Source organism: Fulvimonas sp. R45, assembly GCF_030504985.1.
GTDB lineage: Bacteria > Pseudomonadota > Gammaproteobacteria > Xanthomonadales > Rhodanobacteraceae > Rhodanobacter_A.
In genome coordinates this window covers 33,271-59,936 of the sequence record NZ_JASERU010000001.1, presented here as the reverse complement: position 1 = coordinate 59,936, position 26,666 = coordinate 33,271, and the positions used below count along the sequence as shown (strand labels likewise).

The following is a 26,666-nucleotide window of genomic DNA, read 5'->3' as shown; positions in this document are numbered from 1 at the left end:
CCTATATGGCATCGCCGGCGTGGAATTGCCATGGCCGGTGCGTCAAGCCGCGCCCACGCGGCCTCCGCGCGACGACGACGGCGGCCGCCGCAGGCTGGCGGCGATGAACCTGGAATCCGCCCGGCAAGACATGCTGGACCGCCAGCTCGCCGGCCGCGGCCTGCGCGACCCGGCGGTACTGGAGGCGATGCGGCGCGTGCCGCGCGAGGCCTTCGTCCCCGCCGCGCTGCGCGCCTCCGCCTACGACGACACGGCCCTGCCGATCGGCGAGGGGCAGACCCTCTCGCAGCCGTGGATCGTGGCGCTGATGATCGAGGCCGCCGGCATCCGGCCGGGTGACCGGGTGCTCGAGATCGGCACCGGCTCGGGCTATGCCGCCGCGGTGGCGGCCGCGCTGGCGACGCGGGTGGACACGGTGGAACGGCGGCCTGCGCTGGCCGCCCGCGCCCGCGCCACGCTGGAGCGGCTGGGCTGCGGCAACGTGCGCGTGCACGTCGGCGACGGCACGCTGGGTTGGCCCGACGGCGCGCCGTACGACGTGATCCTCGCCGCGGCGGGCGGGCCGGACGTGCCGGCGCCGTGGCGCGCGCAGCTTGCCCAGGGCGGGCGCCTGGTGATGCCGGTGGGCATGACGCGGCGCCGGCAGCGATTGGTGCGACTGGTGCGCGACGGCGACGAGTACGACGAGCAGAACCTGGGGCAGGTGCGCTTCGTGCCGCTGATCGGGCGCCACGGCTGGAGCGATCGCGACGAGGCGCCGGCGCGCGCCCGGTGCGATGCGCCCCCCATGTCGCTGCCGCAGTGCATCGCCCGCGCGGCCGAGCCGTTGCCCGCGCCGGACGCGGCGGATTTCGGCGCGCACTTCGACCGCTACGCGGGGCGCAGGCTGGTGCTGGTTGGCGAGGCCACCCACGGCAGCGCGGAGTTCTACCGCGCCCGCGCGGCGATCACGCGCCGCCTGATCGAGGCGCACGGTTGCCGGATCGTGGCGATCGAGGGCGACTGGCCCGACGTGGCCACGCTGGACCGCTACGTGCGCGGCAAGCTGCCCACCGCCGCGGCCGCCACGCCGTTCACGCGCTTTCCCACCTGGATGTGGCGCAACGCCGACATGGCGGATTTCCTCGGCTGGCTGCGCCGCTACAACCGCGGCCGGCCGGAGCACGAGCAGGCCGGCCTGTACGGGCTGGACATGTACAGCCTGGCCGCTTCCATCACCGCCGTGCTGGACTACCTGGAACGCGTCGATCCCGCGGCGGCGGCGGTGGCGCGCGAACGCTACGGCTGCCTCTCGCCCTGGCAGGAAGACCCGGCCGACTACGGCCGCGCCGCGCTCGACGAGGCCTTCAGGCGCTGCGAGCAGGCGGTGCTGGCGCAGTTGCGCAACCTGCTGGACAAGCGCATCGCCTACGCGGCGCGGGAGGGCGGCGCCAGCTACCTGGACGCGGCGCAGAACGCGCGCCTGGTGGCGGCCGCCGAGCGCTACTACCGCGCGATGTACCACGGCGCCACCGAAAGCTGGAACCTGCGCGACACGCACATGGCCGACACGCTGCAGCACGTGCTGGAGGCGCACGGCGCCGACGCGCGCGCGACGGTGTGGGCGCACAACTCGCACGTGGGCGATGCGCGCGCCACCGAATCCGGCGAGCGCGACCGGCTCAGCCTGGGCCAGCTGTGCCGCGAGCGCTTCGGCGCCGGGCAGGTGCTGATCGTGGGCATGGGCACCCACGCGGGCACCGTCGCCGCGGCCAGCCGCTGGGGCGGCTCGATGGAAATCAAGCAGGTGCTGCCCTCGCGCCCGGACAGCTACGGGCGCCTGATGCACGACAGCGCGCTGCCGCGCTTCGCGCTGGACCTGCGCGACGGCGCGCACCCGGCGCTGCGCGAGCGCCTGGCGCCGCCGCGGCTGGAGCGCTACATCGGCGTGATCTACCGGCCCGAATCGGAGCTGCACAGCCACTACCTGGACGTGTCGCTGCCGGCGCAGTACGACGTGCTGCTGTGGTTCGACCACACCCGCGCGGTGACGGCGCTGCCGGCCCGCGAATCGGGCGAGGGCGCGGACACCTTCCCGTCGGGACTGTGACCGCGCTGCTTTCTCAGAGCCTGTTCACGATCTCCAGACACCTCGCGTTGGCCTCGCATGGCCGTCAGGTGGTGGCGCGTGGCGCTGGCCTGCCTGGCTGGCAGGCCAAGCCGCGCGCTGCCGCATGGCGGCCATGCGAGACCCACCCGGAGGGCCGGGTCTGTTGGCCTGCAGGCCGGCGTCATCGCTCCGTCGTGGACGGACGTCCACGCCTTCGCTCTTCCTTGGTCTGCGTGCAAACAGCCCCCGGCGCGAGGTGCCTGGAGATCGCGAACAGGGTCTCAGGTCTCTTCCGAGCCCAGTTCCGCCCCGGTGGTGGGGTCGCTGTCGATGTGCGAGGCGGTGCGCGTCGCGAAGGCGGCCACGCATTCCTCCTCGTCGGGCCGCATCGTCTTCACCCTGGCCATGCCGTCGCCGCCGTCCATCGCCAGCATCTCCTCGCGGTCGGAAACGTAGTTGAAGTGCTCGTCGCCATTCCACGGCCCGCGCATGTCGCCTTCGCCCTGCGAGGTATTGACGTAGACGTCGGCGAACTCCGTCTTGCCGGGCCGCTTGCCGGGCGGGAAATTCGGCTCGATGGCGTACAGCGCCTTCTCGAACGAGAGCTGGTGCGAGATCTCGCGCGTCATCAGGAAGCCCAGCGCGTCGCGCACGCCGGGGTCGTCGGTGACGTTGATCAGGCGCTCGTAGATGATCTTGGCGCGTGCCTCGGCGGCGATGTTCGAGCGCAGGTCGCAGGTGGGGTCGCCGATCGAGTCGATGTAGCCCGCGCTCCACAGCTGGCCGCCGGAATTGGTCAGCGCCGGGCCGCCGCCGTAGAGCACCTGGGTGACGTGCGAGTCGTTGCCGGCGCCCTGCAGCGAGCGGTACAGCTCCGCCGCCTCGGCCACCCCCTCGGCCAGCTCGCCCTTGGCGCCGCGGTTCAGCATGGCGACGATCGAGCCGATCACCTCCAGGTGGCTGAGTTCCTCGGTGGCGATGTCGAGCAGCATGTCCTTGCGCCCGGGATCCTCCTCGGCCAGCGCCTGGGTGAAGTAGCGCATCGCCGCGGCGAGCTCGCCCTGCGGGCCGCCGAACTGCTCGAGCATCAGGTTGGCCAGGCCCGGGTTGCACTCGGACACGTGGACGGAATATTGCAGGCGCTTGTTGTGGGCGAACATGGGACCTCCAGGGGCGAGGTGGGCGCGTTCAGCGCTTGGCTTCGGTCGACGGGGTGGCGTCGCGGGCGAGGAAGTCGCCCACCACGCCGGGCAGATGCTCGTGCAGCCACTGCGCCATGACCTTCTCCTGCACCAGGATGCTCTCGCAGGTGCCGCGCGTTTCCGCGTCGCCGGCGGCGTCCGCCGCGGCAATCAGCGCGGTGTAGCTGGCGATCTCCATGTGCTCGAACACGTAGCTGGCCATCAGGCCCTTGACGATCTCGTCCGCGCTGGCCATGCCCGCGACCGCCTGGCCGAAGGCCATGGCCTTGCCGGCGAGGTCCTTCACCGCCGAGGGGCTGCCGCCCAGGCGCTCGATGCACCGGGCGACCAGGTGCTGCTGCTGGCAGGTCTCGTCGATGTGTTGCTCGATGCGCGCCTTCACCTGCGGGTAGTGCTCGATGCGCGAGGCCTGCATCCGCAGCATCTGCTCGGCCTGTTGTTCCATGGCGTGCGCATCGCGCAGCCAGTCGAGCAGGTGGTCGCGCAGTTCGTGGGTCATCGGCATGTCCTCGCGGGATGGTGGGTGCACGCCAACGGTGGCGGCCCGGCGGTGAACGGCCGATCTAGGCGAGGTCGACACGCGCGCACGCCGGGAACGGCGCAGCGGCGCATCGCCTTGATGCCTCGGCTACGCCGTCGCCACCTCGTGCACACGCGCGCCGATCGCATAGTGGCCCCGTGCGCAGCAGGAGACCGGCATGACGATGATCCGCTTCCGCCTCACCGGCAGCCGCGACGATGTCGACGACATCATCTCGGCCCTGCACGGCATCGAGGGCATCGAGCACGTGGAAGAAGTGGACGACCTGGTGCCGCTGATGCGCGATGACTCCAGCTCGAACGAGCTGGTGGACGACACCGAGGGCAATCTCTACTACGTCGAGGTGGACGCGGACGGCGACCTGCTGGCGGACGCCGTGCGCGGGCTGGTCGAGGACCGCGCCGCCGTGCTCGGCGTGGGCGTGGAGATCGTCGACGATTTCTAGCGCCGCACGCCGGCGCGGCAACCGGAGAGCACGCATGAGTCGAGACGACCACGAGGAATCCGCCGCGCAGCGGCAGCAGCGCATCCAGCGCGGGCAGGAGCAGGCGGAACGGCAGGCGTCGGGGCAGTCGCAGGGCGCCGGCGGCGACGGCAAGGGTTCCGCCGCGCAGGCGGGTGCGCGGCCGCACCCGGAGAACCCGCTGCCGGCGCAGCACCAGGGCAAGCCGGGCAGCGAGGCGGAACTGCGCCCGCGCCCGCAGTTCGAGGCGCCCGCCTACAAGGGCAGCGACAAGCTCGCCGGCATGGTGGCGCTGGTCACCGGCGGCGATTCCGGCATCGGCCGTGCGGTGGCGGTGCTGTTCGCGCGCGAGGGCGCGGACGTGTCCATCGTCTACCTGTGCGAGCACGAGGACGCGCGCGAGACCCGCCGCCTGGTCGAGGCGGAGGGGCGCCGCTGCCTGCTGATCGACGGCAACGTGCAGGAGCCAGGCTTCTGCGAGACGGCGGTGCGGCGCACGCTGGACGAGTTCGGCAAGCTGTCCGTGCTGGTCAACAACGCCGCCTTCCAGGAGCACGCGGCGGACATCGCCGAGCTCAGCCACGAGCACTTCGACGAGACCGTCCGCACCAATGTCTACGGTTACTTCAACATGGCCAAGGCGGCGTTGCCGCACATGGGCGAGGGCTGCAGCATCGTCAACACCGGCTCGGAGACCGGGCTGTTCGGCAGCAAGCAGCTGCTGGACTACTCGATGACCAAGGGCGCGATCCACGCCTTCACCAAGGCGCTGGCTTCGAACGTGGCGAAGCAGGGCATCCGTGTCAACGCGGTGGCGCCGGGCCCGGTGTGGACGCCGCTGAACCCCGCCGACCGCCCGGCCGACAAGGTGCAGGACTTCGGCAAGTCCAGCACGATGGGGCGTCCCGCCCAGCCGGAGGAAGTGGCGCCGGCCTACGTGTTCCTGGCCTCGCCGGTGACCGGCAGCTACGTCTCCGGCGCCATCCTGCCCGTGATGGGCGGGCCCACCAGTTGAGACGGCGGCGATGAAGACACGCACGGTTTTCAGCGCCCGCGACCTGGGCATGGCGTCGGCGTGCATCCGCGCGGCACGGGCGGCGGGCGTGGACGACGCCGACATCTCGCTGGTGGTGCGCTCGGACATGTCGAACATGGTTCCCGACGAGCGCAAGATCGTGGAGAACGACTTCTACCCGGCCGCGGTGCGCGGCGGCCTGGGCGGCGGTGCGTTGGGGCTGGTGCTGGGGCTCACCGCGGTTGCCATCCCGCCGCTGGGCGTGACCCTGGCTGGCGCGCTGGCGATGGCAGTGGGCGGCGGCCTGCTCGGCGGCTGGTCGATGGCGCTGGCGGGCTCGGCCATCGACGATCCGATCCGGCGCAGGTTCGAGGACGAGATCGAGCAGGGACGGGTGCTGGTGGTGATCGACGCGACGGGCGAATGCCTCGAGGCGGCGAAGCAGGCGATCGAGCACGAGGGCGCCACGCCGCTGCCGTTCGAGCGGCCCTCGGTGGCCAGCTGAGCTGGCCGGCGCGAGGTGCCTGGAGGTCGTGAACAGGCTCTCAGTCCGCGCCGTTCCGGGTCGCGCTGCCGCGGCGGCCGTGGCCCGGGCCCGGCTCGGGCAGGTCCTTGCGGTTGCCGGGCACTTTTTCCGCGTCCACCGGCAACTGGTCGCCGAGCGTGCGGCCCTGTTCCCTGGCGTTGCGCACGTCCATGCGCACGGCCTCGTCCTGGTTGCGGTCGGCGGTGCCGTGCGGGCGGTCGGCAGGCGGTCGGGGCATGGCGGCATTCCTCGCTGGGGATGCGGCGCAGCGTGCGCATCGCACTGGCCAGGCGGCGCCAAGCCGGCGTGATGGATCCGTGTGGACCGGAGCCCGTGAAGATTTCCACCTCCGCGTAAATCACCGAGGTGATCGATCTGCGGCCCATTCATGCCGGGCCGTGAATTAAAAACTCACGACCTCTCAGCTGCGCTTGCGTGTCGCCTTGCCGCCGCCTCGCTTGGCCGGTTTCTTGCGCGCGGCCGGTTTCTTCGTCGTGGCGGAGCCCTTCTTCGTGGCGGCGGTGCCGGCGCCTTTCTTCGCGGGCGGCGTGCGCCGGTTCTCGGCCAGGCTCTTCTGCAGCAGCGCCATGAAGTCCACCACATTGGTCGCCGCGCCTTCGGCCGGTTCCTCCGGCTGCAGCGCCGCCGGCTTCACCACGCCCTTGGACTTCAATCGCTTCTCGATGGTCTTGCCCAGCCGCTCGCGGAACTCGTCGCGGTAGTCGCCGGGCGACCAGCCGGTGCTCATCGACTCGATCAGCTTCTCGGCCATCTCCATTTCGCGGGGCGAGATGCGGTAGCGCGAGGGTGCCTCGTCCGGGATCGGGTAGTCGCCGATGTCGACCAGCTCCTGCGGGTAGCGTAGCAGGACCAGCTGCAGCGCCGGCTTGCGCGGCAGTACCGCGCACAGGTACTCGCGGGTGCGGATGATCACCCGCGCGATGCCGATGCGGCCGGTGCGCTCCAGGATTTCGCGCAGCAGCACGTAGCCCTTCTCGGCCTTCTTGCCGGGCACCAGCACGTAGGGCCGTTCGTAGTATTCCGGCGACAGCGCGCCGGCCTCGACGAAGGCCTCGATCTCCACCACCTCCTTGCCTTCGGGCCGCGCCGCCTCGATGTCGCCTTCCTCCAGCACCACGTAGCTGCCCTTCTTGTATTCGAAGGCGCGCACGATGTCCTTCCACGGCACTTCCTCGCCGGTCTCGGCGTTGATGCGCTCGTAGCGGATCGGCGCGTTGTTGCGGCTGTCCAGCATGCGGAAATGCAGGTCCACGTTGCGCTCGCCCGGCATCAGCGCGACCGGGATGTTGAGCAGGCCGAACGACAGCGAACCGGACCACAGCGGGCGTGGCATGGCGAAGCTCCTGGCGGTGCGGAGATGGGCATCGTGCCGGGCCGGCCGTGAGCCCCGCGCATACGCCGCACACACTGCCGCGACATGCGCGTGCGCAGGCTGTACGCATGAAGCTCGACGAATACCGCCGCAAGCGACGCTTCGGGCAGACCGCGGAACCGCCGCCCGAGGCGCCGGCGCAGGCCGGACGCAGCCTGTTCGTGGTGCAGAAGCATGCCGCGCGGCGGCTGCACTACGACCTGCGGCTGCAGGTCGGCGGCGTGCTGCGCAGCTGGGCGGTGCCGCGCGAGCCCAGCTACGACCCGAAGGTGAAGCGCCTGGCCGTGGAAGTGGAGGACCATCCGCTGGCCTACGCCGATTTCGAGGGCGACATTCCCGCCGGCCAGTACGGCGCCGGCCACGTGGAGTGCTACGACCGCGGCGTGTGGAGCACCGAAGGCGACCCGGCGGCGCAGCTGCGCAAGGGGCACCTGCGCTTCACCCTGTGGGGGCGCCGCCTGCAGGGCGAATGGCACCTGGTGCGCGGCGCGCGCAAGGAACGCCAGCAGGCCTGGTTCCTGATCAAGGCGGAGGACGGCCATGCGACATCGCCGGCCACACCCGCGCCGCGTCGCCGCAAGGCCCGCAAGCCGCCAGATCTTGCCGTGCCGGCGGGCAGCCGCAAGGCGCGCATCACGCGCGACTGGTTCGCGCCCGAGCTGGCCCAGCCGGTGGAGCAACCGCCGTCGGGCGACGGCTGGCTGCACGAGGTGAAGTGGGACGGCTACCGCCTGCTCACCGCGGTGGCCGGCGGCAAGGCGGCGTGCTGGTCGCGCAACCAGCTGGACTGGACCGCGCGCGTGCCCGAGCTGGCGCAGGCGGTGGAGGCGCTGGGCCTGGACTCGGCGCGGCTGGACGGCGAACTGGTGGCGCTGCGCGAAGGTCGCGCCGACTTCGGCCTGCTGCAGCAGGTGCTGTCGGGCGCCTCGTCCGCGCCGCTGCACTACGTGCTGTTCGATATCGTCCACTGCAACGGCCGCGACCTGTCGCGCGTGCCGCTGCACGAGCGCAAGGCGCTGCTGGAAACCCTGCTGCAGGATGCGGACGGCGACCGGCTGATCTACAGCGCCCACCACCAGGGCGAAGGTCGCGAGGTGCTGCAGGCGGCGTCGCGCTGGCAGGTGGAGGGCATCGTCTCCAAGCGTGCCGACTCGCCGTACCGCGCCGGCCGCGGCGGCGACTGGCGCAAGGCCAAGTTCCTGCGCAGCGAGGAATTCGCGGTAGTGGGCCACACGCCGGGCAAGGGCAGCCGCGCCGGCGTGGTTGGTTCGCTGCTGCTGGCGCGTCCCGCGCCCGGCGGCGGGTGGACGTACGCCGGGCGCGTCGGCTCCGGCCTCGGCGCGGAACAGCTGCGCGAACTGCAGCGCCTGCTGCGCGGCAAGGCGGTGCGGCAGCCGCCGGTGCGCGAGGACAGCATCGATCCGCTGCTGCGCCAGGCCACCTGGGTGCGCCCCGAGCGGGTGGCCGAGGTGTTCTACCGCGGCCTCGGCAACCACGGGCTGCTGCGCCAGCCCAGCTTCAAGACCCTGCGCCTGGACAAGCGCGCGACCGACCTGCGCGAACCTTCCACTCCGGAGCCCGCCATGAACGCGAACCGGCGCCGCCAGTCGGCGGCAGTCACGATCACCCATCCCGACCGCGTGGTGTTCCCCGACCGCGGCATCACCAAGCAGGACGTGGCCGACTACTACGCCGCGGTGATGGACGCCTTCCTGCCCGGCGTGGCCGGCCGCGCCACCTCGGTACTGCGCTGTCCGGAAGGCACGGCGGGCGACTGCTTCTTCCAGAAGCACGCGCTGGACGGCCTGCACCACACCGACCTGGTGAAGCTGAAGGAAGCCGGCGGCAGGGCGGCGAAGTACCTCTGCCCGCGCACGCCCGAAGCGGTGTTGGAACTGGTGCAGTTCGGCGTGCTGGAGTTCCATCCCTGGGGCGCGCCGGCGGACGATCCGGAGCACGCGACGTTCATGGTGCTCGACCTGGACCCCGCGCCCGGCGTGGCCTGGGCCCGCGTGGTGAAGGCCGCGCGGCTGGTGCGCGACCTGCTCGGCAAGCTGCAGCTGGTGTCCTTCCTGCGCGCCACCGGCGGCAAGGGCCTGCACGTGGTGGTGCCGCTGAACCCGCCCTGCGCCTGGGGCCGGCTGAAGCCGTTCGCGCAGGGCTTCGCGCGCGCGCTGGCCGGCGCATGGCCCGACGAGTTCCTCGCGGTGGCGAACAAGCGGCAGCGCGAGGGGCGGATCTTCGTCGACTACCTGCGCAACAGCAGGGGTGCCACCAGCATCGCCTCGTATTCGCTGCGCGCCCGCGCCGGCGCGCCGGTGGCGGTGCCGCTGCGCTGGGAGGAGCTGGGCCGGCTGAAGGGCAGCAATGCCTTCGACATCCACTCGGCGCGCCGGCGGCTGGCGCGCCTGAAGTCGGATCCGTGGGAGGGCTTCGACGAACTGCGCCAGGGCCTGGGCGAACTGGACGCGGCGTTGTTCAGGCATGGCTGAACAACGCCGCGCGTTCACGCCATTTCCGGCCGGGGCAGAGCCCGCCTTCACGCGCACGACCGGAGACTGGCGGCACCCACGCGAGGTGCGCCGCCATGTCCGAACACGACCGCAAGGATATCGACCATCCCATGGACTCCCCCAAACACGGGCCGGAGCGCGCGGACGAGCGCGCCCGGCGCAAGCGGAAGGAGAGCGAGAACCAGGACCACGCGCTGGAGGAAACCTTCCCGGCCAGCGATCCGGTCTCGCCGTTCGTGCCTGCCAAGCCGCGGGAGGATTGAAGCGGTCCCACCGCTTTCACACGGCCGGTCCGCCATGCGACCCGCCGCAGCAGGCGGCAAGGGCTTCCAGCAGCTGGCGCCGGCCATAGGGCTTGGCGAGGAAGGCCACCGGTCCGCGCGGACGGCGCGGCAGGGCGGAACCCGCTTCGCTGTCGCCGGAAACCACCACCGTGGGCACCTGCCGGTTCTCCTGCCGCAGCCGCTCCAGCAACGCCAGCCCGTCCATGCCGCGGCGCAGGTTGACGTCGGTGAACAGCATGTCGATGTCACCCCTGGCGTGCACGATGTCCAGTCCCTCGTTCGCGCTGCACGCGCCGATCACCCGGTGGCCTTCCGCGCTGAGCAGCAGGTGGGTGACTTCCAGGATGTCCGGATCGTCCTCGACGACGAGTATGGTCGGCATGGCGAATTCCCTGATTTTCGCTGGATGAAAATTTTCCCGCGCCAGGCAGTGACCACCGTGTGAAACGCGGGTGCGCCGAAGGGGATTTTCTGCATATTTTCTGGATCGACATGCGGCGTGCATCGCAGACGATTGCGGAGCGCGCCGTTTCTGCGCGTGCGCGCTTAACTGCCAGCTGACGACGTGCGGGATATTGGCACCCGTATTGCTTGCCTTGGGTGTCCGGCCAATGGCCGGGCGATATCCATCCATCCGGAGACACGCAATGAAACAGCAAGACAACCGCCAGAACCAGAACAAGTCGTCCAGCGGCGGCCGCGAGGCGAAGAGCGCCGGCGGCAAGGGCGACATGTCCGTGCGCGAGGCCGGGCACAAGGGCGGCCAGCGCGAGCGCGAGCTCGTCAGCCAGGGCCACCAGGCGGAGAAGCGCAGGTAGGCGCCGACAGGCGCCAGACGGCAGCCGCGTGCTGCCCAGCCAGACACAGGAGCGATCGACATGACCAAGCAGACTTCACACGACAAGGGCGACATGACCGTGCGCGAAGCCGGCGAGAAAGGCGGCCAGGCGCGCAAGGAAGAGCTGGGGCCGGAGGGCTATTCCAAGCTCGGCAAGCAGGGCGGCGAAGCCCGCAAGCAGGAACTGGGTCCGGAGGGTTATTCGGATCTCGGCAAGCAGGGCGGGCACCGCGTGCGCGAACTGGTTGAAAAGGGCAAGGCTTCCGAAGGCGAGGAATAATCCGCAGCGGCCCCGTCGGAGATATTCCGTGTCGATTTTCCAGGTCTATGGAAATTATTTCCTGGAGCGGCCTGCACAGGGAAAGGCGGGAGGCAGGGAATCAGGGGCTGCCGGATATGCAGGAGGCTGGCATGCGGTTTGCAGCTTCCTGCTTGCGCGGATGGTTTTCACCGTGCGTACCTGTCCATCAATTGGAGGAGCAACATGACCATCAACGAACGCAACCAATCACACGGCGACCGCGGCGACATGACCGTGCGCGAAGCCGGTCAGAAGGGCGGCGAGGCCCGCAAGCAGGAACTGGGACCGGAGGGCTATTCGGACCTTGGCAAGCAGGGTGTCGAGGCGCTGCGCGAGCAGCGCGGTCCGGACGCCATGTCCGAGATCGGCCGCCAGGGCGGCGAGACGCGCAAGGACGAGCTGGGTCCCGAGGGCTACTCGGCGCTCGGCAAGCAGGGCGGCCACCGCGTGCGCGAGCTGGTCGAGAAAGGCAAGCAGTCCGAGGGCGAGTGAGGGCCGCCGGCCCTTGCCCACCCGCCAGGAGGTAGCGTCATGACCAGAGGCGTAGGCGGTCACTCCCCGGCGAACGTGCAGAAATACCTGCGCGACGTCGATTACCCCGCGACCCGGACGGACCTGCTCGACCAGGCCCGGCGCAACAACGCGCCCGACGAGGTGCTGGACGTCATCCAGCGCATCCCCGACCACCGGTTCGGTGGCCCGCAGGATGTGATGAAGGCATACGGCGAAATCGAGTAGCGCGTTTCCCACCATCCCCCAACGGAGAATCCGACATGACCAAGAAACAGCACGACGAGGAAAGCGGCAGCATGACCGTGCGCGAGGCCGGCCAGAAGGGTGGCGAGATCCGCAAGGAACAGCTCGGCCCGGAAGGCTATTCCGCCATGGGCAAGAAGGGCGGCGAGACCCGCAAGGAAGAACTGGGCCCGGAGGGCTACTCCGCGCTCGGCAAGCAGGGCGGCGAGGCCCGCAAGCAGGAACTCGGCCCGGAAGGCTATTCCGAGCTGGGCAAGCAGGGCGGCCATCGCGTGCGCGAGCTGATCGAGAAGGGCAAGGAGTCCGAATGAGGCACGCCCTCTCGACGCGGTCCACGGGAGGCGGGGCGCCGGTCGCCCCGCCTCTTTCGCGTTGGAGCCTGTTCCCGGTCTCCACGCAGTTCGCGTTGCCGCCAGGTGCAGTGCGATCGGCAAGCGGAGCATGGCGAAGACTGCCCTCTGCCTCGAAGGGCGGGCGAAGGCTCCTCCCCTTGCAAGCAGGGGAGGGTTTGAAAGGCAAAGCGTTACCCCCTCCCGACCTCCCCCTGCTTGCAGGGGGAGGAGCTTATCCGGCAGTGAAATATTCCGGACGGCCATGCGCGAAAGCGGGAATCGGAAGCCGTGCAACGCCGCCGGATGAGCAGCCCGCGCGGACCGACCCTGCAGCTGTTGAGGGCTGCGGGAGTAACGATGCCGTGGTTCCTCGTCAGCTCGACGGCTGCAGCAGCATGCGCGCCTTGGTGATGAGCGCGCCCATGTCGAACGGCTTGATCAGGATCTCGGTGTCCTGCTCGTCCGGTTCGGCGCCCGGCGGCGTGCCGTTGGCGTAGCCGGTCATCAGGATCACGCGCAGCCGCGGGAAGCGCGCCCGCGCGCGGCGGCTCAGTTCGTAGCCGTCCATCGCCGGCAGGTCGATATCCGACAGCAGCAGGTCGCAGGGCTGTCCGCCGGACAGCAGCGCCAGCGCCTCGCTGCCCGAGGCGGCCTCGAGCACCTGGCAGCCGAGCTGGCGCAGGCGCGAGGTCACCGAATGGCGGATGATCTCGTTGTCCTCCACCATCAGCACGCGGTAGCCGCCGAGGTCGGGTTCCAGCTCGGTCTCGCGCACGCGCGGCGAGGCGGCCTGGCCGCCGCAGCAGGGCAGGTAAAGCAGCACGCGGGTGCCGCGGCCGGGCACACTCTGGATGTCGATCGCGCCGCCGTACTGCGTCACGAAGCCGTGCACCATCGAAAGCCCCAGCCCCGTGCCGTGGCCTTCGGGCTTGGTGGTGAAGAAGGGCTCGAGGGCGCGCCGGCGGGTGTCCTCGTCCATGCCGGGGCCGTCGTCGGTGACGCTGATCTCCAGGTAGGTCTCGCCGGCGGGATCGAGGTGCACGGTCAGGCCCGGCTCGTCCGGCGCGCAGAGGCGGGTGGCGATGGCCAGCCGGCCCTGCCCGCCCATCGCGTCGCGCGCGTTCACCGCGAGGTTGACCAGGGCGCTCTCGAGCTGCCCGCCGTCACACAGCACCGGCGGTGCTTCCTTGATCAGAGCCATGTCCAGCGCGATGCCGTCGCCGAGGGTCCGTTCGAGCAGTTCGCGCACGGAATGCAGCACGTGCTGGATGGCGACGCGGTGGTTGGCCGGCGCCTGGCGGCGCGCCAGGCTGAGCAGGCGCTGGGTGAGGTGGCCGGCGCGCAGCGCGGCGTCCAGGGCCATCTCGACGTAGTGCCTGGCCTGCCCGGGCATGTCGCGCTCCAGGTTGAGCGCGGCCACCTCGAGCGAGCTGGTGATGCCCTGCAGGGCGTTGTTGAAGTCGTGCGCGATGCCGCCGGTGAGCTGGCCCAGCGCCTCGATCTTCTGGCTGTGCGCGACCTGCTCGCGCACCTCGTGCAGGCGCTGCTCGATCAGCCGCTGCCGGGTGAGGTCGCGCATGATCTTGGCGAAGCCGAGCAGGCTGCCGTCGCTTTCGTGGATCGCCTCCAGCACCACCTCGGCGGGGAAGGTCTCGCCGTTGCTGCGCACCAGCGGGCACTCGGTCTCGGCGCGCCCGGTCTTGCCGGCGCGCTGCAGCAGCCGCGCCGGCAGTTCGCTGGCGAGCTGCTTCTCGGGGAAGAAGGCGGCGAAGTGGCGGCCCACGATCTCGCGGATGGAGAAGCCGGTGATGCGCTGCGCGCCGAGGTTCCAGTCCAGCACGGTGCCGGCGGGGTCGAGCATGCAGATGGCGTGGTCGGAGACGCCGTTGACGAACAGGCGGAAGCGCCGTTCGCTTTCCCGCAGCAGCTCCTCGGTCTGCCGCCATTGCTCGACGTCGCGGACCACCATCGCGAAACCCTGCAGCTCGCCGCCGGGGCGCTTCAGTGCATCCACGCAGACGTGGGCCATGAAGCGGCGGCCGTCGTGCCGCGTCAGCCACAGGCGGCCTTCCGCGCGCGGGCACGGGCCGCCGGTCTGCAGGGCGCGGTCCAGCAGGTCGTCGGTGTCGCCGCCGGGAGCCAGCAGCTCCGAGTAGTGCCTGTCCGGAGGCGGGCCGTGGCGGCTGTCGCCCAGCAGCAGGCCTTCCGCATTGCACGACACGACGTTGCCGTGGGGATCGAGCGCGAGCACCGCATGCTTGATGGGAAGAGCGTCGGGCTGTGCTGGTGGCATGTGTGCGCTCGATAGGTGCAGCTGATCATTCTGTGAAGCGTCCGTCCCGCGCCTGCCCGCCAGCGTGCCGGAAGCGTGCGATGCAGCACGACCGACGGACCCGGCGCGCATCCGCAATGCGTGCCATGTGCTGATCGGAACGGTTGAAGCGCCGGCGATGCGGTGGCTTGTGGCGGCTTCCGTGTCCGCCCCTGTCACGCGACGGGTGGGGGTTGCACCTGTCGCCTCGAGCCATTGCCTGGATCCGCCGCGAAAATCCGCCGCTTTCAGGAAGATGACTGGGCTTCCGTTACAGCTGCGTGAATGGCATCAACGGTGCAAGGCCTGAACTTCATGAGGCCTTCGCGATCTAGGAACAATGCCATGCCTGCGGAGAAGACACGGGAGTGCGCCATGCCGGTCCATCACGCCATCCATACCTTCCATGCATTGAACTGTGGAAGCGATCGTGCGGCAGGGGGGCGGCTGTGAGTGTGGTATTGATGGTCGAGGACGATCCGAACGTGATGGCGGTGACGAGCCTGCTGCTCGAGGACGCCGGCTACGAGGTGCTCCAGGCCGCCAGCGCGGAGACCGCGCTGGACCTGGCTGACCAGCGCCGTGACATCGATGTACTTTTTACCGACGTGAATCTCCGCGAGGGGCATAATGGCATCGAGCTGGCGCGACTGATGCGCCAGCGCGGGAACCACGCCTCGGTCGTGATCGTCTCCGGCGACCTCGGCTGGGCGGGCACCGTACCCGATGCCCACATGCGCTTCCTCGCCAAGCCTTTCGGCAGAACCGCGCTGCTCAACGCGGTGGCGTCCGCCTGTGCCGACCGGGATGGCGGCAGGACGCAGGGGGGACGATCCTTGTCCACGTAACAGGTACGCGAAAAATGACCAGTGAGAACGCGAACGCGTTTCCACTCCCTGCCGGCGTCATGGAAGTCGCCGCCGCCGTATCCGAAGACCGCTTCCGGCTGCTGGTGCAATCGGTGGTGGACTATGCGATCTACATGCTCGATCCCGCGGGCCGGATCGTGAGCTGGAACAGCGGCGCGCAGCAGATCAAGGGCTATGCCGCGGAGGAAGTGCTGGGCAGGAGCTTCACCCTGTTCTACACGGCCGAGGACCGGGCCCGCGGCATTCCCGCCCGTAACCTGGAGGTCGCCGCCAGGGAAGGCCGCTACAGCGAGGAAGCCTGGCGCGTGCGCCGCGACGGCAGCCGTTTCCGGGCGCTGGTGGCCATCGACGCGATCCGCGGCCGCGACGGCAGGCTGCTCGGCTTCGCCAAGGTGACGCGCGACATCACCGCCCGCTGGCGGGCGCTGGAACGGCTCGAGGAAAGCGAGCGGCGCTTCCGCCTGTTCGTCGAGGGCGTGCCGGAATACGCGCTGTGCATGCTCGACGCCGAAGGCCGCGTGCGCCACTGGAACAGCGGCGCGCGCCGCATCACCGGCTACGAGAGCGAGGACATCGAGGAAGCCTCGATCGAGCGCCTGTTCGCGCCGGAGGAGGGCATCACGCCGGCGCGCATGTTCGACGAAGCGGTGGCCACCGGCGGCCACGAGGCGGATCACGGCTGCGTGCGCAAGGACGGCGGGCGCTTCCTGGCGCACGTCACGCTGCGCGCGCTGCGCGACGAGGGCGGCGTGCTGCACGGTTTCGCCTGCATCATCAAGGACGTCAGCGAACAGCAGGCCATCGAGGCGGAGCTGGAGGACACCCGCGAGCAGTTGTTCCAGTCGCGCAAGCTGGACGCGCTGGGCCAGCTCACCGGCGGCGTCGCGCACGACTTCAACAACATCATGCAGGCGGCCCTGGGCGGGCTGGAGGTGGCGCGCCTGCAGCTGGCGCGCGGCGATGCGCCCCAGGCCGACGTCTACGTGGCCGAGGCCATGCGCGCGCTGGAGCGGGCGTCCCAGCTCACCCGGCGCCTGCTGGCCTTCGCGCGGCGCCAGCCGCTGATGGCCGCGTGCGTGGAACTGAACGGGCTGGTGCGCTCGATGCTCGGCCTGGTCGAGCAGACCCTGGGCGGCGAGGCGGAGCTGATCGTGTCGCTGCACGACACGCCGCTGTACGCGATGTGCGACGCGGCCCAGTTCGAGATGGCGCTGCTCAACCTGGTGTCCAACGCCCGCGACGCCATGCCCGGCGGCGGTCGCCTGCGCATCGCGGTGCTGCCCGTCGACGGCGGCGGCGGGGAACTGGCGGGCGCCAGCCTCGTCGTCGAGGACGACGGCGTGGGCATGGCGCCCGACATGGCGGCGCGCGCGTTCGACCCGTTCTTCACCACCAAGCCGCTGGGGCAGGGGGCCGGCCTCGGGCTGTCGATGGTGCATGGCTTCGCGCAGCAGTCGCATGGCGCCGTGCACCTGCATTCCGCGCCAGGCGCGGGCACGCGGGTGGAACTGCACCTGCCGTCCTGCCGGCCCGCCGAGCCGGGCTGAACGTCCCGCGCGCGGCAGGCGCAGGCCGCGCGCGTCACGGCTTCCTTGATACCGGCTATGCAGTTTCTTGCCGCCGGCGGCGTCAGCCTGCACTCGCGCCGGTCGCCGGCGCAGTGCCGTGGTGCCATCCAGGAGGCGTTATGCAAGCCAGCGACATCATGACCCGCCAGCCGAGCTGCTGCTCCCCCGGCGATCCGCTGCCCCGGGCGGCCAGGATCATGCTGGAGGAAGACGTGGGCGAAGTGCCCGTCGTCGACGAGGGAAAGAAGCTGCTGGGCGTCATCACCGACCGCGACATCGTGACGCGCTGCGTCGCGGTGGGCGATTCCGCCCAGGCCGCGTTCGTGGATGCCTGCATGACCGCGCCGGCGCTGTGGCTGACCGAGGACGCCACGCTGGAGGAAGTGGCCGACCTGATGGCCGACCAGGCCATCCGCCGCGTGCCCATCGTCGACCACGACGGCCGCCTGAGCGGCATCGTGGCGCTCGCCGACCTGGACAGCACCGACGCCCGGTCGCTGAAGGCGCGGGTGGTCGAAAGCGTGTCGGTGCCGCACTGAACCGCCCCCAGAACCCCACAACCCAGGAGTCCATCATGAGCCGCCTAGCCTGTATCGTCGCATCGACCGCCGTCGCGCTGGCGCTGGCCGGTTGCCATCGCGACTACAACGACCAGAACAACCCCGCCGGCAACCCCGACGCCACCAGTCCGGCCAGCCCGCCGCCAGCGGGCCAGGCCCCGGCGAACGGGGCCTCCACCGGCACCCAGCCGGGCAGCACCATGCCGCCGCCGGCCAACGGCAGCACCTCGGCGTCGCCGGCCTCGCCGACGTCCTCGCAGCAACCATGATCGCGATGCAGTTCCCCGGTGCGGCCGGTGGGACGGAGCCGCAGCCGGCCCCGCCGCCGGATCCCGTGAAACCGCCGGCCCCGCCGCCGTCGCCCGGCGTGCCCCCGCCGGGCCCCGATCCCGGCGTGCCGGTGCCGCAGCCGCAGCGGCCGCCGCTGACCGAGCCGGGCGCGCCGCCGCCGATCGGCGACCCGGTGCCGCCGCCTTCCTGGCGGCCGATGGCCTGGATGTAGGACGCCTCGCGTGACGACGAACGGCCGGTCCGCACGGGCCGGTCGTCGTCATGCGCGAAGGGATGCCGGCGGTCAGCCGGCGTTTTCGTGCCGGTAGCGCACCAGCTTGTTGTAGATGGTCTTCACGCTGATGCCGAGCATGCGCGCGGCGCGGGTCTTGTCGTTGCCGCACTGGCGCAGCGCCTGCTCGATCGCCTCGCGCTCCAGCTCGTCCAGCGTCTGTCCCTTCCACAGGCCGGAAGGCGCGCCGCCCGACAGGCCGCCGGCGAGGGCGTCTTCCGCCACCAGTTCCAGCTCGCCGCCGTCGGCCATCACGTAGGCGCGCTGCACGGCGTGGCGCAGCTCGCGCACGTTGCCGGGCCAGGCATGGTCGCGCAGGTGCTTCATCGCCGCATGGGAGAACGTGCAGCGGGTGCCGTAGGCCTCGTTCAGCGCGTCGAGGAAGCGCCCGGCCAGCAGCACCGCGTCGTCGCCGCGCTCGCGCAGCGGCGGCACCGCGACCGGGAAGTCGCACAGCCGGTAGAACAGGTCCGCACGCAGCCGGCCCTCGCGCACCGCGCTCCACGGGTCGCGGTTGCAGGCGGCCACCACGCGCACGTCCAGGCGCTTGAGCTGCTGCGCGCCGAGCCGCGTCACCTCGTGCGTCTCCAGCACGCGCAGCAGGTAGGCCTGCAGCGGCAGCGGCATCTCGGTGAACTCGTCCAGGAACAGGGTGCCGCGCTGCGCCTGCTCGAAGTAGCCGGCGTGGTCGCGCACCGCGCCGGTGAAGCTGCCGCGTTCGTGGCCGAACAGCTGGCTGCCCAGCAGGTCCGGCGTCACCGCGCCGCAGTTGACCGGCACGAAACGTCCCTCGCGCCCGCTCAGCGCGTGGATGGCGCGTGCGGCCAGCTCCTTGCCGGTGCCGCTTTCGCCGTGCAGCAGCACCGTGTTGGACATCGGCGCCACGCGGCGGATCGCCTTGAACAGGCGCGCCATCGCACGCGAGGCGCCGAGCATGTCGCCGCAACGCTCCGGTTCGGCCGCGGGCGAGTGACGCAGGCCGGCACGGCGGGAGGCGCGTTCCAGCAGGGCATCCAGCCGGCTGCCCGCGACCGGCTTGACCATGTAGTCGTCGATGCGCAGGCGCATCGCGCGCAGCGCGCTGTCCAGGTCGGGCTGGCCGGTGACCACGATCACGTCGCCGCAGCGGCCGGCGCCGATCTTGTCGATGATGTCCAGGCCGCTGCCGTCGGGCAGCGACAGGTCGATCAGCGCCAGGTCCAGCGGGCGGTCCTGCGCCACCAGCGCGGTGGCGTCGCGCACCGTCGAGGCGGTGCTGACCTCGCACCCCTTCAGCTGGGCATAGGCGCTGGCTGAGTGCAGGAAGGTGCGGTCGTCGTCGACCAGCAGGACGGACGGTGCGTTGCCGCGCATGAAGGACCCTCAGCGGTGTGCATGGCCAGGTCGCAGCCGGGATGCGGCTGTCGAGGGGCGGAGCATGACCGCCGGGGGGTAGAGAGTCCGTGGATGGGTCGTAAGCTTCCCGCTCGATGGCCGGAGAACGCGATGCGCGGCCGACGCATGGGTCAGCCGCGGTTCAAGTTCGCGTTCGGCCGGCGGGTGCTCAGTGTCCCTGCGGTTGGGTTCCGCCGGGCGGTGTCGGCTCCTGCGGCTGCATCGGTTGCTGCATGGGCTGCTGCGGCAGCTGCCCCTGTCCGCTGGACTGCATGCTGTGAGAGCCCTGCGCCAGCGCCTGCGCCATCTGCAGGTGCTGCCTCAGCGCGGGCAGGGTGGCCTTGGCGAACTGGCTGATCTGCGCGTTGCCGCTGCCGGCGGCGCCTTCGAACAGTGCGATGGCCTTGCGGTGGTCGCGCACCATGGCGTCGGCGAAAGCGCGGTCGAAGGCCGGCCCGTGCAGGGCGCGCAGCTTCTGCGCTTCGGCGACCGAGTCCGGCTGGGGCTGGGCGGACACCGCCACGTCGTCGCGCGTGGCCAGTTCGGCGAGCTGGCGGTTGGCGCGGGTATGGTCGTCCACGATCCGCTGCGCCAGCTCGTGCACCTGTGGCGCGGAGGATTGCTGCAGCGCCAGTTGGCCCAGCGAGACCTCGGCGGCGCCGGACGCGGAGGCGTCGCGCAGGAAGCTGCGGTCCTGCCCGGTCAGGCTGGCGCCCGTGCGCGCGGCGTTGCCGGAGCCGGTGTCCGCTCGCCGCTGCGCCGTCGCCTGGCAGGCCAGCGCCAGCGCGCCGGCGGACAGCAGGGTGATCAACAGCAGGTGCTTTCTCATGGGAATCTCCTTGTCGCGGAAGGGCAGCATGGCCGTCGCAACATCCGTGCCAGCGCGCCGCAACGCGCCGGTGGACGCGTCGACGGGATCCGCGAGCGGGAAAAATTGCCCGTCGGGAAATTTCTCTACGCCTGCGCGTGGCCGGCACGCCGGCGGGTGAAGAACACGCTCATGCCGTGGTTGGTGGCGCGGCTGACGCCCGGAGTGGCCACGTTCTTCGGACGCTCCGCGCTGCCGCCCTGGCGCACCAGTCGCAGCGACAGTTCCTCGTAGTGCTGCTGCAGCAGCGTGCGCTGCTCGCCGTGTTGCTGGCAGGCATGCTCGAAGTGCGGCACCAGCCGCCCGATCTCGGCGTCCTTCACCAGCGCCAGCAGCAGTTCCCAGGCTGTCTCGTTGAGCTGCTCGGCGGCCAGCAGGCCGTGCAGCAGCTTCAGCGGGTGGACCTCGGCGCCGGCCAGCGTCTCCTGCAGCGCGCACAGCGCGGGCCGGCTGCTCTCCACGTCGCCTTCGTCCGCCTCCTTGTCGCCGTTGAGGATGTCCAGCGCCTGCACCAGCAGGTTGATGCGCTCGTCCGCCTCGTCGCGGAAGGCCTCGATGCGGGACGGCGACAGGCCGGTGCCGGCCAGCGCCTGCGGCTCCTGGTGGCAACGTTCCAGCAGCCGGCTCTGCAGAGTGAAGGTGATCCGCTCGCAGGCCAGGCGCGCGAACAGGAAATCCACCAGATGGACGCCATGGGAATGGCGTGGCGAGTGAGGCTCGTGGGTGGGGGACGAAGTCGCGTGGATGTTGTTCATGGGTGGTCTTCCGCAGGTTCGTGAAGGGGAGGTTGGCGGGAGGTGCGCAGTGGGCGATGCAAGACGCGTACCGCCCTGCGCCGGTGCGGCGGGAAAGCCCGCTGCGTGTACGCGGCGGAAAAATTTGCCGGCAAGCCCTGCCGCGGCGCCCGTCCTGCATGCCGCCTGTGCGCGGTCGCCACGAAGCGTGCACGGAGCGGCGCCTAGCGTGACGCGGCATGCCGGAGAACGCACCACGCCGTGAACCCGCACGTTCGCGCCTGCGCGATGGCGGGGCGCTGTGGCCTTCGCTGTGCGCCGGCACGCTGTCCACGCTGGCGGTGGCGCTGCGCAGCCGGCGCGACCGCGGCGCCGCCGCCGCGGGCCTCAACGCCACCAGCCAGTGGCTGTGGGGCCGGCCGGCCAGGCGCAGGCTGGGCCCCAGCCTGCGCTACACGCTGACCGGTTACGCGGTGCACCAGCTGTGTTCTTTCCTCTGGGGCGCGGTGTTCGCCGCCTGGAACCGCCGCGTCCGCCGCGGCTCGCGGGCGCGACGCGCGGCGGCAGTGGCGCTGCTGGCCGCGGCGGTGGACTACACGGTGACGCCGCGCCGCCTGCGTCCCGGCTTCGAGGCGCACCTGAGCGTGTTCTCGATGGGCGTGGTGTATGCGGCCTTCGCCGCGGGGCTGTGCCTGGCGCCGGAGCGGGCGGCCAGGCGGAGGCGCGCGCGATGATCCACCTGTCCCGCGGCTCCCGCATCGCGCTGTTCGCGCTGCGCTGCCGCCGCGCCGGCATCGTGCGCGAGCCCTACGGTCGGCCGGCCGCGGCGCCGGACGCCGCGCTGCGCTACCCGCCGCACCGCTTCGTCGATGAACTGGAGGCGCTGGGACCGGCCTTCATCAAGCTGGGGCAGGCGCTGTCCAGCCGCCCGGACCTGGTCCGTCCGCCCTACCTGGCCGCGCTGGCGCGCATCCAGGACGAGGTGGCGCCGATCGACGCGCAGGCGGTGCGCGAGACCATCGCCGCCGAGCTGGGCGACGTGCCGGAACGCCTGTTCCGCCATTTCGACCCGGTGCCGCTGGCGGCCGGTTCGCTGGCGCAGGTGCATGCGGTGGTGCTGCCGGATGGCGGGGAGGCCGTGGTCAAGGTGCAGCGGCCCGATATCGAGAAGCGCATCCACGCCGACCTCGACACCCTGCAGTGGATGGCCCGCGCCACCCAGCGCTACACCGACGTGGGGCGCCGCTACGGCGCCGCGCGCTGGATCGACGAGCTGCGCGCGAGCCTGCTGAAGGAACTGGACTTCCTCGCCGAGGCGATGCATCTGCGCGTGTTCGCCGACCACCTGGCGCGCTACGAGACGCTGTACGTGCCGGTGCCCTATCCGGAATTCTGCAGCACGCGCGTGCTCACCATGTCGCGCGTGCGCGGCAGCAAGCTGGGCGGCGGCGAGCAGGCGCCCGGCACGACGCTGGCGCAGTCGAGGCAAGCCGCGCAATTGCTCTGCGCCTACGTCGACCAGGTGTTCGTGCACGGCCTGGTGCACGCCGACCCGCACCCGGGCAACCTAGTGGCGATGGACGACGGCCGGCTGGCCCTGCTGGACTTCGGCATGGTGGCGAGCCTGTCGCCGGGCAGGCGGCGGGAGATGCTGCAGCTGATCCTCGCCGCCGCCGAAGGCAGCGGCGACGGCGTGGCCGAGATCTGCGAGGCGATGTGCACGCCGCTGCCGGAGGCGGACCGCAGCGGCTTCCGCCGCGCGGTGTCGGAGGCGGTGCTGGAATACGTCACCGCCAGCGCGCACAGCGCGATGGGCGAGGGCCGCCTGCTGCTGGCGCTGACCACGATCAGCGCCGACCACGGCATGCGCCCGCCGTCGGAACTGAGCCTGCTCGGCCGCGCACTGCTCAACCTGGAATCCGCGCTGCTGCTGCTGTCGCCCGGGCTGCCCACGCGCGAGCTGCTGCAGTCGCGCCTGCCCGGCGTGCTGGCCAGCGAATTCTCGCGGCCGATGTCGCTGACCCGGGGCGGCACCTGGCTGCTGCAGATGCAGCGCCTGCTGGTGCAATCGCCCGGCCAGCTCGGCAAGTTGCTGGGCACGCTGTCGGAGAACCGCTTCAAGGTGCGCCTGGACGGGCTGGAGGACTCGCACCTGATCGAGAACCTGCAGAAGATCGCCAACCGCATCGCCGCCGGCGTGATCACCGCCGCGCTGCTGATCGCCGGCGCCCTGATCAGTCGCGTGCGCGCGGGGCCGGGCGGCTACGGCGTGCTGTCGCTGGCGATGTTCGGCATCGCCGGCCTGATCGGCGCGGGGCTGGTGTTCAACTCGCTGCGCCGCGACCGCGCGCCGCGCGACAAGGACGATCTGTCCTGACCGGCGCGGCCGCCACGGCGCCGATTCCGCTGGAAATTTTTGCTGGCCTCCGCGTAAGGCCTCCACGCGCGACGGCGCACCGTGGCGGCAGGCGCCGATCCCGCAGCGCCGCCCGGCTGGCATTCGCATTGCATCGCCGGATGCGGGTGCCGCCTGTGGCGCGCCCTCATGCCTATCCCACCCTCACGCCTACCAAGGGAGACATCCATGAACAAGTCGTCATCCAACGATCAGACCCGCAAGCAAGCCTCGTCCGCAGGTTCCCCGGCCAGGCAGGGAGAGCGCGGCGGCATGACCGTGCGCGAGGCCGGCCACAAGGGCGGCCAGCGCGTGCGCGAGCTGGTCGCGAAGGGCAAGGAAGCCAGCAGTCGCGGACGTTGAACGCGTGGCGCCGGCGGGCGGATGCGACGCCCGCCGCGCGCTCTTGCCCGCGGTCCCGGCGCGGGCCGGGGCCGTCAGTGATATCCGCTGTCCGCGCCCACCTTGCCGCGGAACACGCGGTAGGAGAACGCGGTGTAGGCCAGGATCACCGGGATCAGCACCAGCGCGCCCACCAGCAGGAAGCCCTGCGAGGACGGCGGCGAGGCGGCGTCCCAGATGCTCATGTCCGGCGGCACGATGTTCGGCCACATGCCCACCAGCAGCCCGGCGAAACCCAGCCCGAAAAAGCACAGCGCCAGCACGAAGGGTTGCCGCTCGCGGTTCAGCAGCACGGCGCGCCACAGCAGCACGGCCACCAGCACGGTGAGGATCGGCACCGGCGACAGGTAGAGGAAATGCGCGCCGGTGAACCAGCGGCGCATCAGCGCCGAATCCAGGAACGGCAGCCAGGCGCTGACCACCAGCATGAAGCCGATCACCGCCAGCATCAGCGGCCGGGTCAGGTCCAGCGCCACCTGCCGTACCCGGCCCTCGGTCTTCAGCACCAGCCAGGTGGCGCCGAGCAGCGCGTAGCCGAACACCAGCGCCAACCCGGTGGTGACCGAGAACGGGCTGAACCACGCGAACGCGCCGTGCACGTACTTGCCGCCCAGCAGCGGCATGCCTTCCACCAGCGCGCCCAGCACCAGCCCCTGGGCGAAGGCGGTGAGCAGCGAGCCGGCGTGGAAGACCGCGCCCCATGCCCGGCGGTGTCCGCGGTGCGCCTTGAAGCGGAACTCGAACGCCACCCCGCGCAGGATCAGCGCGATCAGCATGAAGCTCAGCGGCAGGTACAGCGAGGACAGCACCGTGGCATAGGCGCGCGGAAAGGCGGCCAGCAGGCCGGCGCCGCCCATCACCAGCCAGGTCTCGTTGCCGTCCCAGACCGGCGCGGCGGTGTTCATCATGTGGCCGCGCTGCGCCTCGTCGTCGGCGAACGGGGTGAGGATGCCGATGCCCAGCACGAAGCCGTCCAGCACCACGTACATCGCCACCGAGAAACCGATGATGGCGAACCACACCACGGGCAGCACGGTCGCGGCGTCCATCAGCGGTCCTCCTCCAGCGGGCGGTCCGGCGCCGACAGCGGACGCGCGGGCGTGCGTTGTGCGCTGCCGTGCACGGGCGTGGCCGGCGTCCCGCGCTGCGGCGCCGGCACCGGACCTTCGCGGAACAGCCGCAGCAGGTACCAGAGGCCGGCGCCGAAGATGCCCGCGTAGACCACCACGAAGGTGAGCAGCGAGGCCAGCACGCTGCCGGCGGGCACGTCGCTGGCGGCTGCGCTGGTGCGCATCAGCCCTTGCACCACCCACGGCTGGCGGCCCACCTCGGCCACCCACCAGCCGGTGAGCAGGGCGACGAAGCCGGCCGGGATCAGTGCCACCCAGCACTTCAGGTACCCGCGTCCGGAGGCCAGCGTGCCGCGCCTCCAGCGCCACAGCCCGACCCAGGCCAGCAGCAGCATCAGCAGGCCCAGGCCGACCATCACGCGGAAGGAAAAGAACGGGATCTTCACCGGCGGGCGCTGGTCGGGCGGGAAGTCCTTCAGCCCCTGCACCGCGCCGTTCCAGGAGTGGGTGAGGATCAGGCTGCCCAGGTGCGGAACCTCGACCGCGTAGCGGTTGGCCTCGGCCCGTTCGTCGGGCCAGGCGAACAGCGCCAGCGGCACCGCGCGGGTGGTGTCCCAGCGCGCCTCGATCGCCGCCAGCTTGGCCGGCTGGTATTCGCGCACCACCTGGCCGGCCATGTCGCCGACCACGATCTGCAGCGGCATCACGATGGCCAGGAAGGCCAGCGCCAGCTTCAGCATCATCCGCGACTTGTCCTCGAAGCGGCGCCCCAGCAGGTACGCCGCCGAGGTGCCGCCCACCACCATCGCGGTGCAGATGAAGGCAGCCAGCACCATGTGCGGCAGGCGCACCGGGAAGGAGGGGTTGAAGATCACCCGCCACCAGTCCACCGGGTAGAACACGCCGTGGCGCAGCGCGTAGCCGGCCGGCGTCTGCATCCAGCTGTTGGCCGACATGATCCAGAACGAGGACAGCAGGGTGCCCAGCGAGACCATGCAGGTGGCGAAAAAGTGCAGCCGGTGGCTGACCCGCTTCCAGCCGAACAGCATCACGCCGAGGAAGCTGGCCTCGAGGAAGAACGCGGTGAGCACCTCGTAGTTGAGCAGCGGGCCCACCACATTGCCCGCCACGATGGAGAAACCGGCCCAGTTGGTGCCGAACTGGAAGCTCATCACGATGCCGGAGACCACGCCCATGGCGAAGGCCACCGCGAAGATGCGCATCCAGAAGAAGTACAGGTCGCGCCACAGGTCGGTGCGCTTGACCAGCCACACGCCCTCCAGGAAGGCGAGCCACGCCGCCAGCCCGATGGTGAAGGCCGGGAAGATGATGTGGAACGACATCACGAAGGCGAACTGCAGCCTGGACAGGAATTCGGAAGCCATGGCCCCTTCCGGCGTCGGAGGGGGCGAAGCTAGGTGCGCCGGCGTGAGCGGCGCGGCATGGCGGCGCCACGGGGTCCTCCACGCGATGGGCACACATGAGGATATGCCCGGGACCATATGAGTCGTAAGCTTCCCCCGCTAGGCAGACATCTCAATCGGGGCGCTGCACATCGAGATCGATACGTTGATAACTTTGATGCGGCTGGTATGCATCTTCGAAGAGTTAAGCGGGGATCATGGGGTCGCAGGTGTTGCGATTGGATAACGACCTCGAATTCCTGGGGGAGGTGTTGACCCAATGGCTCAAGACAAACG

At 70.9% G+C, this 26,666-nt stretch carries 30 protein-coding genes; 19 read left to right on the top strand and 11 right to left on the bottom strand.

Annotation, left to right across the window (positions count from 1 at the left end; translation table 11 throughout):
• Positions 1 to 103 precede the first annotated feature (103 nt).
• Positions 104 to 2,089 (top strand): protein-L-isoaspartate(D-aspartate) O-methyltransferase, encoded by a 1,986-nt coding sequence (locus QMK61_RS00300; RefSeq protein ID WP_302069661.1) that lies wholly within the window; start codon positions 104 to 106, stop codon positions 2,087 to 2,089.
• Positions 2,090 to 2,370: 281 nt separating this feature from the next.
• Here QMK61_RS00300 and QMK61_RS00295 read toward each other — a convergent pair whose 3' ends face one another.
• Positions 2,371 to 3,249 (bottom strand): manganese catalase family protein, encoded by an 879-nt coding sequence (locus QMK61_RS00295; RefSeq protein WP_302069660.1) that lies wholly within the window; start codon positions 3,247 to 3,249, stop codon positions 2,371 to 2,373.
• Between the two features lie 28 nt (positions 3,250 to 3,277).
• Entirely contained in the window at positions 3,278 to 3,790 is a 513-nt protein-coding gene (locus QMK61_RS00290) for a ferritin-like domain-containing protein (protein WP_302069659.1), read from the bottom strand.
• Positions 3,791 to 3,989: 199 nt separating this feature from the next.
• Here QMK61_RS00290 and QMK61_RS00285 point away from each other — a divergent pair, with 199 nt between their 5' ends.
• From QMK61_RS00285 to QMK61_RS00275, 3 genes are read left to right on the top strand one after another with little or no spacing between them, the layout of a single operon-like run.
• Positions 3,990 to 4,277: a hypothetical protein gene (locus tag QMK61_RS00285; protein ID WP_302069658.1), complete on the top strand. Its 288-nt coding sequence runs from the start codon at positions 3,990 to 3,992 to the stop codon at positions 4,275 to 4,277.
• Positions 4,278 to 4,311: 34 nt separating this feature from the next.
• Positions 4,312 to 5,310, top strand: coding sequence for an SDR family oxidoreductase (locus tag QMK61_RS00280; RefSeq protein WP_302069656.1), 999 nt, complete (start codon positions 4,312 to 4,314; stop codon positions 5,308 to 5,310).
• Positions 5,311 to 5,320: 10 nt separating this feature from the next.
• Positions 5,321 to 5,815 carry a hypothetical protein gene (locus tag QMK61_RS00275; protein ID WP_302069654.1) on the top strand — a complete coding sequence of 165 codons (495 nt, stop codon included), beginning with the start codon at positions 5,321 to 5,323 and terminating at the stop codon, positions 5,813 to 5,815.
• 40 nt (positions 5,816 to 5,855) lie between these two features.
• Here the strand turns inward: QMK61_RS00275 and QMK61_RS00270 are convergent, their stop codons facing one another.
• Together QMK61_RS00270 and QMK61_RS00265 are read right to left on the bottom strand one after the other, a co-directional pair.
• Positions 5,856 to 6,074 carry a hypothetical protein gene (locus QMK61_RS00270; RefSeq protein ID WP_302069653.1) on the bottom strand — a complete coding sequence of 73 codons (219 nt, stop codon included), beginning with the start codon at positions 6,072 to 6,074 and terminating at the stop codon, positions 5,856 to 5,858.
• Between the two features lie 183 nt (positions 6,075 to 6,257).
• Entirely contained in the window at positions 6,258 to 7,190 is a 933-nt protein-coding gene (locus tag QMK61_RS00265; RefSeq protein ID WP_302069652.1) for a Ku protein, read from the bottom strand.
• Positions 7,191 to 7,297: 107 nt separating this feature from the next.
• Between QMK61_RS00265 and ligD the strand changes: the two genes are divergently transcribed.
• Positions 7,298 to 9,721, top strand: coding sequence for a DNA ligase D (ligD, locus tag QMK61_RS00260; protein WP_302069650.1), 2,424 nt, complete (start codon positions 7,298 to 7,300; stop codon positions 9,719 to 9,721).
• Between the two features lie 95 nt (positions 9,722 to 9,816).
• Positions 9,817 to 10,005, top strand: coding sequence for a hypothetical protein (locus QMK61_RS00255; RefSeq protein WP_302069649.1), 189 nt, complete (start codon positions 9,817 to 9,819; stop codon positions 10,003 to 10,005).
• Between the two features lie 16 nt (positions 10,006 to 10,021).
• Here the strand turns inward: QMK61_RS00255 and QMK61_RS00250 are convergent, their stop codons facing one another.
• Positions 10,022 to 10,408, bottom strand: coding sequence for a response regulator (locus QMK61_RS00250; protein WP_302069648.1), 387 nt, complete (start codon positions 10,406 to 10,408; stop codon positions 10,022 to 10,024).
• A 265-nt stretch (positions 10,409 to 10,673) separates the two neighbouring features.
• Here QMK61_RS00250 and QMK61_RS00245 point away from each other — a divergent pair, with 265 nt between their 5' ends.
• The 5 genes from QMK61_RS00245 (at position 10,674) to QMK61_RS00225 (ending at position 12,232) form a co-directional block, all read left to right on the top strand.
• Positions 10,674 to 10,844, top strand: coding sequence for a hypothetical protein (locus tag QMK61_RS00245; RefSeq protein ID WP_302069647.1), 171 nt, complete (start codon positions 10,674 to 10,676; stop codon positions 10,842 to 10,844).
• A 60-nt stretch (positions 10,845 to 10,904) separates the two neighbouring features.
• Entirely contained in the window at positions 10,905 to 11,144 is a 240-nt protein-coding gene (locus QMK61_RS00240) for a KGG domain-containing protein (RefSeq protein ID WP_302069645.1), read from the top strand.
• A 204-nt stretch (positions 11,145 to 11,348) separates the two neighbouring features.
• The gene (locus QMK61_RS00235; RefSeq protein ID WP_302069644.1) at positions 11,349 to 11,657 is read left to right on the top strand and encodes a hypothetical protein; all 309 of its coding nucleotides are present in this window, start codon (positions 11,349 to 11,351) and stop codon (positions 11,655 to 11,657) included.
• Between the two features lie 39 nt (positions 11,658 to 11,696).
• The gene (locus tag QMK61_RS00230; RefSeq protein WP_302069642.1) at positions 11,697 to 11,903 is read left to right on the top strand and encodes a DUF2795 domain-containing protein; all 207 of its coding nucleotides are present in this window, start codon (positions 11,697 to 11,699) and stop codon (positions 11,901 to 11,903) included.
• Between the two features lie 35 nt (positions 11,904 to 11,938).
• Positions 11,939 to 12,232, top strand: coding sequence for a KGG domain-containing protein (locus QMK61_RS00225; RefSeq protein WP_302069641.1), 294 nt, complete (start codon positions 11,939 to 11,941; stop codon positions 12,230 to 12,232).
• 394 nt (positions 12,233 to 12,626) lie between these two features.
• Here QMK61_RS00225 and QMK61_RS00220 read toward each other — a convergent pair whose 3' ends face one another.
• Positions 12,627 to 14,546: a PAS domain-containing sensor histidine kinase gene (locus tag QMK61_RS00220; protein ID WP_302069640.1), complete on the bottom strand. Its 1,920-nt coding sequence runs from the start codon at positions 14,544 to 14,546 to the stop codon at positions 12,627 to 12,629.
• A gap of 482 nt (positions 14,547 to 15,028) precedes the next feature.
• Between QMK61_RS00220 and QMK61_RS00215 the strand changes: the two genes are divergently transcribed.
• The 5 genes from QMK61_RS00215 (at position 15,029) to QMK61_RS00195 (ending at position 18,063) form a co-directional block, all read left to right on the top strand.
• The gene (locus QMK61_RS00215) at positions 15,029 to 15,412 is read left to right on the top strand and encodes a response regulator (protein ID WP_302069639.1); all 384 of its coding nucleotides are present in this window, start codon (positions 15,029 to 15,031) and stop codon (positions 15,410 to 15,412) included.
• Positions 15,413 to 15,426: 14 nt separating this feature from the next.
• Entirely contained in the window at positions 15,427 to 16,980 is a 1,554-nt protein-coding gene (locus tag QMK61_RS00210; RefSeq protein ID WP_302069638.1) for a PAS domain S-box protein, read from the top strand.
• 140 nt (positions 16,981 to 17,120) lie between these two features.
• Positions 17,121 to 17,540: a CBS domain-containing protein gene (locus QMK61_RS00205; protein WP_302069637.1), complete on the top strand. Its 420-nt coding sequence runs from the start codon at positions 17,121 to 17,123 to the stop codon at positions 17,538 to 17,540.
• Between the two features lie 35 nt (positions 17,541 to 17,575).
• Entirely contained in the window at positions 17,576 to 17,830 is a 255-nt protein-coding gene (locus QMK61_RS00200) for a hypothetical protein (protein ID WP_302069636.1), read from the top strand.
• Positions 17,831 to 17,895: 65 nt separating this feature from the next.
• Entirely contained in the window at positions 17,896 to 18,063 is a 168-nt protein-coding gene (locus QMK61_RS00195; RefSeq protein ID WP_302069635.1) for a hypothetical protein, read from the top strand.
• A gap of 72 nt (positions 18,064 to 18,135) precedes the next feature.
• On the opposite strand, the gene QMK61_RS00190 is transcribed toward QMK61_RS00195, so the two are convergent.
• From QMK61_RS00190 to QMK61_RS00180, 3 genes are all read right to left on the bottom strand, one after another.
• On the bottom strand, positions 18,136 to 19,476 hold the full coding sequence (locus tag QMK61_RS00190; protein ID WP_302069634.1) for a sigma-54 dependent transcriptional regulator: 1,341 nt from the start codon (positions 19,474 to 19,476) through the stop codon (positions 18,136 to 18,138).
• Positions 19,477 to 19,666: 190 nt separating this feature from the next.
• On the bottom strand, positions 19,667 to 20,326 hold the full coding sequence (locus QMK61_RS00185; protein WP_302069633.1) for a DUF4142 domain-containing protein: 660 nt from the start codon (positions 20,324 to 20,326) through the stop codon (positions 19,667 to 19,669).
• A gap of 125 nt (positions 20,327 to 20,451) precedes the next feature.
• Positions 20,452 to 21,120, bottom strand: a complete 669-nt coding sequence (locus QMK61_RS00180; RefSeq protein ID WP_302069632.1) for a hypothetical protein — start codon at positions 21,118 to 21,120, stop codon at positions 20,452 to 20,454.
• A gap of 218 nt (positions 21,121 to 21,338) precedes the next feature.
• Between QMK61_RS00180 and QMK61_RS00175 the strand changes: the two genes are divergently transcribed.
• The 3 genes from QMK61_RS00175 to QMK61_RS00165 all read left to right on the top strand — a co-directional run bounded on the left by QMK61_RS00175 (position 21,339) and on the right by QMK61_RS00165 (position 23,857).
• Entirely contained in the window at positions 21,339 to 21,833 is a 495-nt protein-coding gene (locus QMK61_RS00175) for a hypothetical protein (RefSeq protein WP_302069631.1), read from the top strand.
• On the top strand, positions 21,830 to 23,476 hold the full coding sequence (locus tag QMK61_RS00170) for an AarF/UbiB family protein (RefSeq protein WP_302069630.1): 1,647 nt from the start codon (positions 21,830 to 21,832) through the stop codon (positions 23,474 to 23,476). Before QMK61_RS00175 ends, QMK61_RS00170 begins: the two co-directional genes overlap by 4 nt.
• A 207-nt stretch (positions 23,477 to 23,683) precedes the next feature.
• Complete coding sequence (locus QMK61_RS00165; protein WP_302069629.1) at positions 23,684 to 23,857, top strand: small, acid-soluble spore protein, alpha/beta type; 174 nt, start codon at positions 23,684 to 23,686, stop codon at positions 23,855 to 23,857.
• Positions 23,858 to 23,931: 74 nt separating this feature from the next.
• Here the strand turns inward: QMK61_RS00165 and cydB are convergent, their stop codons facing one another.
• Together cydB and QMK61_RS00155 are read right to left on the bottom strand one after the other, a co-directional pair.
• Positions 23,932 to 24,945, bottom strand: a complete 1,014-nt coding sequence (gene cydB / locus QMK61_RS00160; protein ID WP_302069628.1) for a cytochrome d ubiquinol oxidase subunit II — start codon at positions 24,943 to 24,945, stop codon at positions 23,932 to 23,934.
• Positions 24,945 to 26,351, bottom strand: coding sequence for a cytochrome ubiquinol oxidase subunit I (locus tag QMK61_RS00155; protein WP_302069627.1), 1,407 nt, complete (start codon positions 26,349 to 26,351; stop codon positions 24,945 to 24,947). Before QMK61_RS00155 ends, cydB begins: the two co-directional genes overlap by 1 nt.
• Between the last annotated feature and the right edge of the window lie 315 nt (positions 26,352 to 26,666).